This is a genomic window from Xanthobacter sp. NM-25 (assembly GCF_022138605.1).
Lineage (GTDB): Bacteria > Pseudomonadota > Alphaproteobacteria > Rhizobiales > Xanthobacteraceae > Xanthobacter.
In genome coordinates this window covers 340700-353448 of the sequence record NZ_JACBFS010000002.1, presented here as the reverse complement: position 1 = coordinate 353448, position 12749 = coordinate 340700, and the positions used below count along the sequence as shown (strand labels likewise).

Here is a 12749-nt window from a genome sequence, read left to right as displayed (position 1 = left end):
GGCTCATTCGCCGAAGCTGTAGCGGATGCCGAACCGGACCTGGTGCCCGCCCAGGGCGTCGATGCTCACCCCGGGAACGGCGGCGACGTCCGGGGCGCCGACATCGATGTAGCGATAGCCGAGATCGACGCTCCAGCTGTCCGAGAAGGCGTAGGACACGCCACCCCCCAGGCTCCAGGCGAACTTCCACTGGTCGTCCGCCGCGGGAATGATCGGTGGCGGCGAGATGCGGTCGATGGCGAAGCCCACGCCGCCGCTGAGATAGGGGGTGAAGCCGGCCAGCGTGATGATGTCCCAATAGACGCTTGCCAGGGCGACGGTGGCATTGGCCTCAAACCGGCCCAGCACGGTGTCGACGCCGCCGAGGTCGAGATAGTCGAGGCCCACCTCGCCGCGCAGCCAGGGGGTGAAGCGATAGCCCAGCCCGGCACCCACCGACCAGCCGGAGGCGCGCGAGCTACCACCTGCGGCGCCGGTTCCGATGAGGTTTTGCAGAGATCCGTCCACATAGCCGGCGACATAGCCGCCGTCAGCGCGCAGGTACCAGCCGCCGGCGGCGCTTTCCACCACCTCGGGCGGGGCGAGGGAGAAGTCGCCGGTCTTGCCCAGCAGGGGTGCCTCGTCCGAGGCCCAGGCGGCAGCCGGGGAGATGAGCAGCACCGCCGCGAGGAACCGAATCGAACGCACCATTACGCACCCCTGGATTTCGTCTGACGGCATCGACCGTCGCACGGGGGCACTTAAAGTGGGATTAACCCTGACGGGAGGTTAAGGCCGCCTCAGGCGGCGGCCTTGGCCAGCGCCTCGATCACCTGGTCCACCACGCCCTCCACCAGGTCTCGGTCGTCGCCCTCGCCCATGACGCGGATCACCGGCTCGGTGCCGGAGCGGCGGATGAGCAGGCGGCCATGGTCGGCCAGGCGCTGCTCGGCGGCGGCGATGGTGGCCTGCACCTCCTCCGCCTCCAGCGGCATGACGGAATCGTAGCGCACGTTCTTGAGCACCTGGGGCAGCGGCTCGAACCGGTGGCACACCTCCGACACCGGCTTGCCCTGGCGGGCCACCACGGCCAGCACCTGCAGCGCCGCCACCAGGCCATCGCCGGTGGTGGAGAAATCCGACAGGATGATGTGGCCGGACTGTTCGCCGCCCACGTTGTAGCCCCCGGCGCGCATGCGCTCGAGCACGTAGCGGTCGCCCACCGATGTGCGGGCGAGGTGGATGCCCTGCTCGCCCAGATGCCGCTCCAGGCCGAAATTGGACATGACGGTGGCCACCACCGTGTTGTGGTTCAGCCGGCCCTCGGCCTTGAAGGCCTCGGCTACCACCGCCATCATCTGGTCGCCGTCCACCACCTGGCCCTTCTCGTCCACCAGGATCACCCGGTCGGCGTCGCCATCGAGGGCGATGCCGATGTCGGCGCGCACTTCCCGCACCTTGGCGGCCAGCGCCGCCGGCGAGGTGGAGCCCACGTCGCGGTTGATGTTCATGCCGTCCGGATCCACGCCGATGGCCACCACTTCCGCGCCCAGCTCCCACAGGGCTTCGGGGGCGACCTTGTAGGCGGCACCGTTGGCGCAATCCACCACCACCCGCAGGCCCTCGAACTTCTGGTCGCGGGGCAGGGTGCCCTTGGCATATTCGATATAGCGGGCGTGCACGCCCTCCAGGCGCCGGGCGCGGCCGATCTCGTCCGGCTTGGCCAGGCGGCGGGCGAGATCCTGGTCGATCAGCGCCTCGATCTCCCGCTCCACCTCGTCGGAGAGCTTGAAGCCGTCCGGCCCGAACAGCTTGATGCCGTTGTCGTCGAACGGATTATGGGAGGCCGAGATCATCACCCCGAGGTCGGCGCGCATGGACCGGGTCAAAAGGCCCACCGCCGGCGTCGGCATGGGGCCGAGCAGCAGCACCTCCATGCCCACCGAGGTGAAGCCCGCCACCAGCGCATTCTCGATCATGTAGCCGGACAGCCGGGTATCCTTGCCGATCACCACCCGGTGGCCGCCGTTGCGGAACACCAGGCCGGCCGCCATGCCCACCCGCAGCGCGATGTCGGCAGTGAGGGTGGAATTGGCGCGTCCGCGCACGCCGTCGGTGCCAAAATACTTGCGCGACATGGGTCCTCTTGGGTCCGGTCCTCATGAGGCCGGTCCTCATGGGTCCGGTCGTCATGGGTCATGGCCGGGTCGCTGGCCCGGTTTGTCGGGTGCGCCTTAGCATTTCCGCGCCCCGCCTGGCGATCACATCTCGTGACCGGCTTTCACAGAGCGCGGCGCGGATCTCTCCGCGCCGGTCCGTTCACTGGCCGATGGCGATGGGCGCCGGCGCGGCAGGCAGGGGGAGCAACTGCGGCGCCTTGCCGTCCAGCTTCAGCTTGGCGAAGTCGAGGCCCTGCAGGCTGGGGTTGTCGTAGGTGGTGAACGTGTAGCGCAGGTTCTTGAGGTCGGCGTAGACCGTCCATTCGGTGGTCTCGAAGCCGGCCACACCGCCACCGGCGGTGCTGCCCGCCTTGGTCACCACCGAACCGGGGGCAATGTCGAACGAGCTCATGATGTGGCGTACGTTCACCAGGGCCTCGGCCGTGGTGGCCGCCTCCGGCGCGTTGTGGGAGAAGAAGAAGGCGCGCAGGAAGCGCGAGGGGGAGAGCATGTCGCCCGGCAGGCCGTGCAGCCCGGCGCCGGTGGACGGCGCGGCGATGGTGAGCGGGCCGACCTTTATGGGATCGGGCTCCACCGCCGACAGGTTCACATACTGGCCGAGATTGGCCAGGTGCCAGTCGAAGGTGGGGGCATTGGTGAGCACGCTGGTGGGGTTGTCATACATGTGGAGGGTGCCGCCCACATATTCCACCACCAGGCTGGCGCCGGAGGCATCGTGCAGGGTCATGTGCACCGGCACAGGGCCCTTGAACACCGCCTGCGGCGCCGCGCTCACCTTGATCTTGGGCATGGCCGCCTTCACTTCCGCCACGGTGGCGAACGAGGTCAGCACATAGGTCAGCATCTCGTAGGAGGCGATGGAGTTCTTCGCCTCGGCCGGGCTCACGTCCTGGAACTGCGCGAGATTGGGCAGATAGAGCAGGCCGCCGGCGAGCCCCTTCTCGTTCATGCCGTCGATGAAGACCTTGAGGCCGATGCCGTTCAGCCCCACAGCGGCATATTTGCCGGTCCAGGACAGGCCGGTGCCGGCCTCACCGGTGGGGCCGGTTCCGGTGAGGGCGATGTTGCGGGGCATCACCAGCGCTTCCGATTGCAGCGGCAGCCCGAATTCCATGGTGCGGCCATAGACCACGCCGCCATCCTTCGCCTTCAGGATCAGCGACGTGCAGGCGGAGGCGCCCAGGCTCTGCGTCAGCAGGGCCGCGCCGGCGAGGAGGGCGGTGGCGGTGCGCGCGTAGATCCGCATGGCGGGTATCCTTTTGCTTTGCCCCCAAGGGGGAAGAGGATGGTTCGCCCCTGGCTTGCCCATTGGGGCAGGGGAGAGTGGTTTGCCCGGCAAAGGGGCAAGACGAAGCCAAACACCCTGATCGTCGCCCGGATCCGATAGCTATAGGCTTGCGCGGGGCTTGCGCCCATGGCCGGGGCGCTGTCCGCTGCGCAATTCTAAAGAAAGGGTTAACGCGATTGCGCCGCACCCAAGGGCGGTGCTACCGCTCGGCAGCGATTTTTTCCGGAGACTGCCGCCCGTGTCTTTCCCCCCGCTCGACGTGCTGACCATCGGCAACGCCATCGTGGACGTGCTCGCCCGCGCCGAGGATGATTTCCTCGCCACCCACGCCATGAACAAAGGCGGCATGGCGTTGATCGACGAGCCGCGGGCCGAGCAGGTCTATGCGGCCATGGGCCCGGGCACCGAGATTTCCGGCGGCTCGGCCGCCAACACGGCGGTGGGTGTCGCTTCCCTCGGCGCTCGCGCCGGCTTTATCGGCAAGGTGAAGGCGGACGGGCTCGGCACCGTGTTCGGCCACGACATCCGCGCCGCCGGCGTCGCCTTTGCCACCCCGGCCGCCGCGGACGGACCGGCCACCGCCCGCTGCCTGATCCTGGTGACGCCCGATGGCGAGCGCACCATGAACACCTTCCTCGGCGCCGCCCAGAGCCTCGCCGTGGCCGATATCGACCCGGCCCAGGTGGAGGCCGCCGCCGTCACCTATCTGGAAGGCTATCTGTGGGATCCGCCGGCCGCCAAGACCGCCTTCCTCGCCGCCGCCGAGATTGCCCACAAGGCCGGCCGCAAGGTGGCGCTCACCTTGTCCGATTCCTTCTGCGTGGATCGCTACCGGGCCGAGTTCCTCGATCTCATCCGCTCCGGCACCGTGGACCTCGCCTTCTGCAACGAGGCCGAGCTGAAGGCGCTCTATGAGACCGCCGATTTCGACACGGCCCTCGTGGCCCTGCGCCGCGATGCCAAGGAGGCGGTGGTGACCCGTTCGGAGAAGGGCGCTTCCTTTGTCACCTCCGGCGCGGTGGTGAGCGTGCCGGCAGTGCCGGTGGAGCGGGTGGTGGACACCACTGGCGCCGGCGACCTGTTCGCCGCCGGCTTCCTGGCCGGCTACACCAAGGGTCTGGATCCGGCGAGCGCCCTGCGGGTCGGCGCCCTGGCGGCGGGCGAGATCATCACCCAGCTCGGCGCCCGGCCCCAGCGCAACCTCCTGGACCTCGCCCGCGAGGCCGGCCTCATCTCGTGAGCGGGGCCGAGAGCGACAGAGCGCCGGGCCTGCCGGCGCAGCCGGGCGCGGCTCTCGCCAGTTCCGCTTTGGCGGATCCCGGCGGCCAGTCGGCGCGGGCGCTCGCCGCCATCGAGGCGCGGGCGCCGACCCTGCTGGTGCTGGGCGGCGCCGGCACCGGCAAGACCACCTTCCTGCACGAATTGCGCAAGACGCCGCGGGGACGCCAGGTGTTCCTGGCCCCCACCGGGGTGGCGGCGCTGCAGGTGGGCGGGCAGACCATCCATTCCTTCTTCGGCATTCCCCCGCGCCTGCTCAATCCTGACGAGGTGAAGCCGCGGGTGCAGGTGCGCCGGCTGCTGAAGAAGCTCGACCGAGTGATCATCGACGAGATCTCCATGGTGCGGGCGGACCTGCTGGACGCCGTGGACATCTCGCTGCGCATCGCCCGCGACAGTTCGGAGCCGTTCGGCGGCGTGCAGATGGTGCTGGTGGGCGATTTCCTGCAATTGCCACCGGTGGTGCCCATGGCGGAGCAGGAGATGCTGGCCCGCATGGGCTATGACGGCCCCTTCGCCTTCCACGCCAAGGCCTTGGTCGATCGCGCCACCACCGGCGTGCCGTTCACCCATGTGCATCGGCAGACCGATCGCGGCTTCATCGCCATGCTCGACGCGCTGCGCCGCGGGCGCGGTGCGCGGGATGCGGCGGAGGCGCTCAACGACGCCTGCGTGCGGCCCCATCGCGAGGGCCGCCTGCCGGTGCTGCTGACCCCCACCAATGCCCGCGCCGATGCCTATAACGCCCGTGGCCTCGCCTCCTTGCCCGATGAGGGCCGCGAGTTCGCCGGGGCGCTGAAGGGCGAGTTCGGCCTGGAGGGCGACCGCCTGCCGGTGGCCGAACGGCTGGTGTTGAAGCGGGGCGCGCGAGTGATGGCGCTGCGCAACGATCCGGCGCGGCGCTGGGTCAACGGCTCGGTGGGCACGGTGGTGGGGCTCGCCGCCGGCTGCGCCATCGTCAAGCTGGATGCCGGGCCCACGGTGGAGATCGAATCCTTCACCTGGGAGCGCATCCGCTACGGCTGGGACGAGCGCACGGCGCGCATCGAGGCGCAGGTGGTGGGCACCTACACTCAATTGCCCCTGGCGCCAGCCTGGGCGCTCACCATGCACAAGGCCCAGGGCCTGACCCTGGATGATGTGCGCATCGATTTCGGCGAGGGCGCCTTCGCCCCCGGTCAGGCCTATGTGGCGCTCTCCCGCGCCCGCTCCCTGGAGGGGCTCTCCCTGGTGCGGGCCATTCGCGGGTCGGATGTGCGGGTGGATCGCCGGGTGGCGGCCTTCATGGAGGCGTTCGAGGCCGAGGGGTAGGGCGTCTCAGCCTTCGACCGGCAGGCGGCAGACCCCATCCACATAGCCCTCGCGCCAGCGGGTGATCTCCACCCGTGCGAACAGCTCCGCCTGCGCCAGCGGATCGGCGGCGAGGAAGGCCTCGGCCTCGCCTCGGCTTTCCAGAGCTACGATATAGAGGCCGCCGCCCAGGGGCTGGCCGTCATCATCCAATTTGCCGCCGCACGCGATCAGCAGATGGGCGTGGGCGGTGAGGAAGGCGAGATGGGCGGGCCGGGTCGCCGCTCGCAGGGCCAGGGTGCCCGGCTTGTCGAAGGTCTCGATCATGAACGGCATGGGCATCCCCGGCGCGTAAAGCGCCAAGGTGGAAGGCAGCGCTGGCCGCGTCCAGGGCCGGTTGCCGTGCGGAACCAAAAAACCCCCTCCCGGCAGGCCGGAAGGGGGCTTTGAAGACGAGCACACTCGGGTCTTCAGGGGTGGCGCCCCTGAAGGATCACGCGGCCTGCTGTCATGCCGCCTGCTTCTTGGGCTGCACCTCGGCGGTGTAGGCATCCATCAGCTGGTGGGTGATGCCCGACGGGGTGAACTTCCAGTCGGCGATGGCGCCCACCGGGGTCACCTCGGCGGCGGTGCCGGTCACGAAGCACTCGGTGAACTCGGACAGCTCCTCGGGCTTGATGTGGCGCTCCACCACCTCGATGCCGTGGCGGCGGGCCAGCTCGATCACCGTCTTGCGGGTGATGCCGTCCAGGAAGCAGTCGGGGGTGGGGGTGTGCAGCACGCCATCCTTCACGAAGAAGATGTTGGCGCCGGTGCACTCGGCCACATAGCCGCGATAGTCCAGCATCATCGCATCGGCGAAGCCGCGCCGCTCGGCCCGGTGCTTGGAGATGGTGCAGATCATGTACAGGCCGGCCGCCTTGGCCTTGCAGGGAATGGTCGCCGGATCGGGGCGACGGAACTCCGCCAGGTCGAGGTGCAGGCCCTTGATGCGCTGCTCGGGATCGAAATAGCTCGGCCATTCCCACACGGCGATGGCGAGGTGCACCTTGTTGTGGGGCGCGGCGACACCCATGGTCTCGCTGCCGCGCCAGGCCACCGGGCGCACATAGGCATCGAGCAGGTTGTTCTTCTCGAGGGTGGCCTTCTTGGCGGCGACGATCTCGGGCATGGAATAGGGGATCACGAAATCCAGAAGCTCACCGGAGCGGCGCAGGCGCTCGGCATGCTCGGTGGACTTGAAGATTTCGCCGCCATAGGCGCGCTCGCCCTCGAACACGGTGCTGGCATAATGCAGGCCGTGCGAAAGCACGTGCAGCTTGGCGTCCTGCCACGGCACGAAGGCGCCGTCGTACCAGATCCAGCCGTCCATTTTGTCGAAGGGAACGCCCGGTGCACTCATGATCCTTGCTCCTCTTCAGGCCGCGTCGTCCGCGCGGCTTCCCCCCTGGTGCCGCCTTGCTTTGCAGGCCGGCCACTCGGGGGTATCTTTACGCCAGCGGCATTTGCTGGCAACACCGCGAAACGATCGGTTACGGTTTGGCTCGACAGCGACCGATCATTTCGTGAAACTGGTCCTGTAAGTAACGATCGCATTGAAAAAGTCAATATGGCTGACATAAACACCGCACTCGCGCCGGCCGAGACTCCCGCGCGCTCCGCGTCGGAGGAGATCCGGGACGGCGTGCCTCTGGTGGACCTCGTCGAGCTTTTGTTCTTCGCTTACAGGGACTTCGTGGGCGACCCCGACGAGATCCTGGCGCCCATCGGCTTTGGCCGGGCTCACCATCGCGTGATCCATTTCGTGAATCGCCACCCTGGTATGCGCGTGACGGACCTCTTGGAGATCCTGCAGATCACCAAGCAGTCCCTCGGCCGGGTGCTGCGCGAGCTGGTGGATGAGGGGTTCGTGGAAAGCCGGGCGGGGGCCGCCGACCGGCGCCAGCGCCTGCTCTATCCCACCCCCAAGGCGGAGGCGCTCGCCCGTGATTTCGTCGGCATCCAGAGCCGGCGCATCGCCCGGGCGCTCGACGCCTGCGGGCCGGGATCGGAAGAAACGGTGCGCCGCTTTCTTCTCGCCATGATCGATCCGGAGGATCGGGCGGCGGTGGAACGGCTGATCCAGCGCGCCGACCGGGCCCGCCGCGCCCGCCACGGGTGATGTCCTGATGCCGGCGGAGTGACGACCGGCTGGCGCCCAAAGGCTTGACGGCGGACCGCGCGGGCGTGCACAGCCGGAGCACCGACCTTTGCCGCGATGCGGCAGGGGTGAGGCGCAAGGGTGACGCGCAAGGGGTGGCGGCCATGGGCCGCGCCACCAGGGAGCCAGAGATGACCGAGCCGACGGCCGCGACCAGTCCCATGCCCCCGCTGCCGGACGACGTGCCCCACCTGCTGGTGGTGGACGACGACAACCGCATCCGCACCCTGTTGTCGCGCCTGCTCATCACCAATGGCTATCGCGTCACCACCGCCGCCTCCGCCGCCGAGGCGCGCAGCCGGCTGGAGGGGCTCACCTTCGACCTCCTGGTGCTCGATGTGATGATGCCCGGGGAGAGCGGCGTGGAGCTCGCCCGCTCCCTGCGCCAGACCTCCGCCGTGCCCATCCTGATGCTCACCGCCCGCGCCGAGACCGAGGACCGCATCACCGGGCTCGAGGCGGGGGTGGATGACTATCTCGCCAAGCCGTTCGAGCCGCGCGAGCTGCTGCTGCGCATCGGCTCCATCCTCAAGCGGGCGGCGCCACCGCCGCAGAAGGCCATCGAGAGCGTGCGGTTCGGCGACTTCACTTTCCATCTGGAGCGGGGCGAATTGACCCGTGATGGCGAGATCGTGCGCCTCACCGAGCGCGAGCGCGACATGCTGCGCACCCTGGCCGAGGCGCCGGGCGATACGGTGCCGCGCCTCGCCCTCGCCGGCGGCGGCGCCACCAGCGAGCGGGCGGTGGATGTGCAGGTGAACCGGCTGCGCCGCAAGCTGGAGCGGGACCCGGCCAATCCGGTGTTCCTGCAGACCGTGCGCGGCATCGGCTATCGGCTGGTGGTCACGCCTTGAGCCGGATGGAGCGCGGCCTGTCGGGCCTGCAGGCCGTGGCCCACGGGCTGAAGGAGGCCAACGCCCGCTTCGCCCACTGGTTCAACCGGGTGACGCCCAAGGGCCTCTATCCGCGCTCGCTGCTCATCATCGTCACCCCTATGGTGCTGCTGCAGTCGGTGGTGGCGTTCGTGTTCATGGAGCGCCACTACAATACGGTGACCCGGCGCCTCTCCGCCGCCGTCAGCCAGGATATCTCGGCGGTGGTGGCGCTCTATCCGGTGCTGCCGCGGGACAATGATTTCGAGCTTTTGCGCCGCATCGCCTGGCGCAACCTCGGCCTCAACGTGGCGGTGCTGCCGCCCGATCCGCTGCCGCCGCCGGGGCCCAAGCCCTTCTTCTCGGTGCTCGACAGCGCCTTGTCGCGGGAGATCGGCCGGCGGGTGAGCCGGCCGTTCTGGATCGACACGGTGGGCAAGTCGAACCTCATCGAGGTGCGCATCAAGATGGATGATTCGGTGCTGCGCATCTTCGCCCAGCGCAACACCGCTTATGCCTCCAACTCCCACATCTTCCTGTTGTGGATGGTGGGCACCTCCCTGGTGCTGCTGGCGGTGGCCATCCTGTTCCTGCGCAACCAAATCCGTCCCATCGAGAATCTCGCCGACGCGGCCGAGGCGTTCGGCAAGGGGCGGGACGTGGAGAATTTCCGCCCCCGCGGCGCCCGCGAGGTGCGGCGGGCCTCGGTGGCCTTCCTGGAGATGAAGCGGCGCATCGAGCGGCAGATCGAGCAGCGCACCACCATGCTCGCCGGTGTCTCCCACGACATGCGGACCATCCTCACCCGCTTCAAGCTGGAACTCGCCTTCCTGCCCGACAATGCCGACACCGACGCCCTGAAAAAGGACGTGGAGGAACTGCAGGGCATGCTGGAGGCTTATCTCGCCTTCGCCCGCGGCGACACCGGCGAGGCGGTGACCCTGACCGACATGGGCATGCTGATCGAGGACCTGCGCCAGAATGCCGAGCGCGACGGCGCTGAGGCGCGCGCCTCCTTCATGGGCCCGCCGCTGGTGGAGGTGAAGGGCGAGCAGCTGAAGCGCTGCATCGGCAACCTTGTGAACAATGCGGTGCGCCACGCCGATACGGTGGAGATCACCGGCACCCGCGACGCGCGCTGGCTGATCGTCAACGTGGATGACGACGGCCCCGGCATTCCCGAGGAGAAGCGGGACGACGTGTTCCGCCCGTTCCTGCGGCTCGACGACGCCCGCAACCAGGATGAAGGCGGCTCGGGCCTCGGCCTGTCCATCGCCCGCGACGTCGCCCGTGCCCATGGCGGCGACATCACCTTGGCCGACAGCCCCCTCGGCGGGTTGCGCGCCACCGTGCGCATTCCCGTATAGGCCGGGCAGCCGGTCCACACCCCTTTCCACGCCGGTGCGGCCGGCGTGGACGATGCAGGAGCACCCGAACCGATGACCCGCAGCAGACCGATGACCCCGACGGACACCCCCGTGCCGGCCACCGCCGCTGCCGCCGGGCTCGGGCGGCGCGCTTTTATGGCGCTGGCGGGGATGGGCCTCGGCGCCACCATCGCCCGGGCGGAGGAAGCCCCCTCGCCGGTGGGCCGCTGGCTTGCCGAGGATATCGGCGGCAACGGTGTGCTGGATCGCCTGCAGACCACCCTGGAACTCACCGCCGAGGGGCGGGTGTCCGGCTCCAGCGGCTGCAATCGCTATACCGGGGAGGCCAAGGTGGATGGCAAGGCCATCCAGTTCGGGCCGCTCGCCTCCACCCGCATGAGCTGCTCGCCCGGGGCCATGGACCAGGAGACGAAGTTTCTCGCGGCCCTGGAAGCCGCGCGGGGCTGGCAGGCGGACATGGGCCGCCGCACCCTCACCCTCACCGACGGGGCCGGCAAGGCTTTGGTGCTGTTCTCGGCCCTGTGACGGCGCACTCTGGCCGTCAGCCGGCCAGGGCCGCGCGCTCTTCCGCCTGGCGAATGGTCTCGGTGCGCTTGGTGATGATGGAGGCGGCCAGCACCACCACCGTGACGATGGCGATGAGGATGGTGCAGATGGCGTTGATCTCCGGCGTCACCCCGAGCCGCACCTGGGAATAGATGCGCATGGGCAGGGTGGTGGCCCCCGGCCCGGTGGTGAAGCTCGCCACCACCAGGTCGTCCAGCGACAATGTGAAGGCCAGCATGAAGCCCGACACCACCGCCGGCAGGATCAGCGGCAGGGTGATGGTGAAGAACACCTTCAGCGGCGGGCAGCCGAGATCGAGGGCGGCCTCCTCCAGCGAGCGGTCGAAGGTGATGAGCCGCGACTGCACCACCACCGCCACGAAGCACATGGTGAAGGTGATGTGGGCAAGCAGCACGGTCCAGAAGCCGCGATCGAAATTCACCGCCACGAACAGCAGCAGCAGCGACAGGCCGGTGATGACCTCGGGCATGACCAGCGGCGCATAGATCATGCCCGAGAACAGGGTGCGGCCGTAGAAGCGGCCGTAGCGGGTGAGGGCCAGCGCCGCCATGGTGCCGAGCACGGTGGCGGCGAGCGAGGAGAAGAAGGCGAGCCGCAGGGTGACCCAGGCGGCGTCCAGCAGCTGCTCATTCTCCAGCAGCGCCCAATACCATTGGGTGGAAAAGCCCGCCCACACGGTGACGAGGCGCGAGGCGTTGAAGGAATAGACCACCAGCAGCAGGATGGGGATGTAGAGGAAGGCGAGGCCGAGGGCGATGGACGTCACATTGAACCAGGTGAGCCTGCGGTTCATCGGCCCGCCTCCAATTGGCGCTGCTGGACGTTCTGATAGATGACGATGGGGATCACCAGCACCAGCAGCAGCAGCACCGCCACCGCCGAGGAGACGGTCCAGGAGCGGTTCACGGTGAACTCGGTCCACAGCGACTTGCCGATCATGATGGTGTCGGAACCGCCCAGCAGGTCGGGGATGACGAACTCGCCCACCGCCGGGATGAAGCACAGGAGCGCGCCGGCGGCGACGCCCGGCAGGGAGAGCGGAAAGGTGATGGTCCAGAACGCCTTCACCGGCGGGCAGCCGAGGTCGGCGGCCGCTTCCAGCAAGGTGTCGTCCAGCTTCTCCAGGGCGGAATAGAGCGGCAGCACCATGAAGGGCAGGTAGGAATAGACGATGCCGATATAGACGGCGATGTCGGTGTTGAGGATCTCCAGCGGCGTGTCGATGACGCCCAGCGCCATCAGCCCCTGGTTGAGCAGGCCTTCGGGGGACAGGATGCCGATCCAGGCATAGACGCGGATCAGGAACGAGGTCCAGAACGGCAGGATCACCAGCATCAGCAGGGTGGGCTGCAGGCTGCGCGGCGCCCGCGCCATGCCATAGGCGATGGGGTAGCCCACCAGCAGCAGCAGCGCCGTGGAGATGGAGGCGATCACCAGCGAGGAGCCGTAGGCCTGGATGAACTCGTTGGAGAAATCCAGCACGTAGACGTAATTGTCGAACGACAGGCCGGAGAGGAAATCGGTGAAGCCGGTCCAGCCGTCGGCGAGGTCCAGTTGCGGCGCATAGGGCGGCTGGGCCACCACATCCTGCGACAGCGAGATCTTGAAGACGATGAGGAACGGCGCCAGGAACAGCGCCAGAAGCCACAGATAGGGCACCGCGATCACGAGGTAGCGGCGCCGTCCGTTTTCTCCCGCCATCGGCAT

At 68.5% G+C, this 12749-nt stretch carries 13 protein-coding genes; 6 read left to right on the top strand and 7 right to left on the bottom strand.

Annotated features, from left to right (window positions below):
* Positions 1-3 precede the first annotated feature (3 nt).
* From MEU52_RS07415 to MEU52_RS07405, 3 genes are all read right to left on the bottom strand, one after another.
* Positions 4-690 (bottom strand): outer membrane protein, encoded by a 687-nt coding sequence (locus tag MEU52_RS07415; protein WP_238120594.1) that lies wholly within the window; start codon positions 688-690, stop codon positions 4-6.
* Between the two features lie 89 nt (positions 691-779).
* Positions 780-2117, bottom strand: coding sequence for a phosphoglucosamine mutase (gene glmM, locus MEU52_RS07410; protein ID WP_238120595.1), 1338 nt, complete (start codon positions 2115-2117; stop codon positions 780-782).
* 181 nt (positions 2118-2298) lie between these two features.
* A complete protein-coding gene (locus tag MEU52_RS07405) occupies positions 2299-3405 on the bottom strand; it encodes a linear amide C-N hydrolase (protein ID WP_238120596.1) in 1107 nt (368 codons plus the stop codon).
* 280 nt (positions 3406-3685) lie between these two features.
* Between MEU52_RS07405 and MEU52_RS07400 the strand changes: the two genes are divergently transcribed.
* Both MEU52_RS07400 and MEU52_RS07395 read left to right on the top strand, forming a co-directional pair.
* Entirely contained in the window at positions 3686-4687 is a 1002-nt protein-coding gene (locus MEU52_RS07400; protein ID WP_238120597.1) for an adenosine kinase, read from the top strand.
* Positions 4684-6036 (top strand): ATP-dependent DNA helicase, encoded by a 1353-nt coding sequence (locus MEU52_RS07395; RefSeq protein WP_238120598.1) that lies wholly within the window; start codon positions 4684-4686, stop codon positions 6034-6036. Before MEU52_RS07400 ends, MEU52_RS07395 begins: the two co-directional genes overlap by 4 nt.
* Before the next feature lie 6 nt (positions 6037-6042).
* Here the strand turns inward: MEU52_RS07395 and MEU52_RS07390 are convergent, their stop codons facing one another.
* Both MEU52_RS07390 and MEU52_RS07385 read right to left on the bottom strand, forming a co-directional pair.
* Positions 6043-6351: a YciI family protein gene (locus MEU52_RS07390; RefSeq protein ID WP_238120599.1), complete on the bottom strand. Its 309-nt coding sequence runs from the start codon at positions 6349-6351 to the stop codon at positions 6043-6045.
* Positions 6352-6523: 172 nt separating this feature from the next.
* Positions 6524-7417: a branched-chain amino acid aminotransferase gene (locus MEU52_RS07385; protein WP_238120600.1), complete on the bottom strand. Its 894-nt coding sequence runs from the start codon at positions 7415-7417 to the stop codon at positions 6524-6526.
* Positions 7418-7624: 207 nt separating this feature from the next.
* Here MEU52_RS07385 and MEU52_RS07380 point away from each other — a divergent pair, with 207 nt between their 5' ends.
* The 4 genes from MEU52_RS07380 (at position 7625) to MEU52_RS07365 (ending at position 11000) form a co-directional block, all read left to right on the top strand.
* Entirely contained in the window at positions 7625-8176 is a 552-nt protein-coding gene (locus tag MEU52_RS07380; protein WP_238120601.1) for a MarR family winged helix-turn-helix transcriptional regulator, read from the top strand.
* A gap of 170 nt (positions 8177-8346) precedes the next feature.
* Complete coding sequence (locus tag MEU52_RS07375; protein ID WP_238120602.1) at positions 8347-9069, top strand: response regulator; 723 nt, start codon at positions 8347-8349, stop codon at positions 9067-9069.
* On the top strand, positions 9066-10454 hold the full coding sequence (locus MEU52_RS07370; protein WP_443266202.1) for an ATP-binding protein: 1389 nt from the start codon (positions 9066-9068) through the stop codon (positions 10452-10454). The genes MEU52_RS07375 and MEU52_RS07370 overlap by 4 nt, the downstream gene beginning before the upstream one ends.
* Positions 10455-10526: 72 nt before the next feature.
* On the top strand, positions 10527-11000 hold the full coding sequence (locus tag MEU52_RS07365; RefSeq protein WP_238120603.1) for an META domain-containing protein: 474 nt from the start codon (positions 10527-10529) through the stop codon (positions 10998-11000).
* 16 nt (positions 11001-11016) lie between these two features.
* On the opposite strand, the gene MEU52_RS07360 is transcribed toward MEU52_RS07365, so the two are convergent.
* Positions 11017-11835, bottom strand: coding sequence for an ABC transporter permease (locus MEU52_RS07360; RefSeq protein ID WP_238120604.1), 819 nt, complete (start codon positions 11833-11835; stop codon positions 11017-11019).
* Positions 11832-12749 carry an ABC transporter permease subunit gene (locus tag MEU52_RS07355; protein WP_443266197.1) on the bottom strand — a complete coding sequence of 306 codons (918 nt, stop codon included), beginning with the start codon at positions 12747-12749 and terminating at the stop codon, positions 11832-11834. The genes MEU52_RS07360 and MEU52_RS07355 overlap by 4 nt, the downstream gene beginning before the upstream one ends.

Excerpts from the sequence above, each read along its gene's own strand:
- MEU52_RS07415 (WP_238120594.1), bottom strand. The coding sequence starts at position 690 with ATGGTGCGTTCGATTCGGTTCCTCGCGGCGGTGCTGCTCATCTCCCCG.
- glmM (WP_238120595.1), bottom strand. The coding sequence starts at position 2,117 with ATGTCGCGCAAGTATTTTGGCACCGACGGCGTGCGCGGACGCGCCAAT.
- MEU52_RS07405 (WP_238120596.1), bottom strand. The coding sequence starts at position 3,405 with ATGCGGATCTACGCGCGCACCGCCACCGCCCTCCTCGCCGGCGCGGCC.
- MEU52_RS07390 (WP_238120599.1), bottom strand. The coding sequence starts at position 6,351 with ATGCCGTTCATGATCGAGACCTTCGACAAGCCGGGCACCCTGGCCCTG.
- MEU52_RS07385 (WP_238120600.1), bottom strand. The coding sequence starts at position 7,417 with ATGAGTGCACCGGGCGTTCCCTTCGACAAAATGGACGGCTGGATCTGG.
- MEU52_RS07380 (WP_238120601.1), top strand. The coding sequence starts at position 7,625 with ATGGCTGACATAAACACCGCACTCGCGCCGGCCGAGACTCCCGCGCGC.
- MEU52_RS07375 (WP_238120602.1), top strand. The coding sequence starts at position 8,347 with ATGACCGAGCCGACGGCCGCGACCAGTCCCATGCCCCCGCTGCCGGAC.
- MEU52_RS07365 (WP_238120603.1), top strand. The coding sequence starts at position 10,527 with ATGACCCGCAGCAGACCGATGACCCCGACGGACACCCCCGTGCCGGCC.
- MEU52_RS07360 (WP_238120604.1), bottom strand. The coding sequence starts at position 11,835 with ATGAACCGCAGGCTCACCTGGTTCAATGTGACGTCCATCGCCCTCGGC.
- MEU52_RS07355 (WP_443266197.1), bottom strand. The coding sequence starts at position 12,749 with ATGCCGATGGCGGGAGAAAACGGACGGCGCCGCTACCTCGTGATCGCG.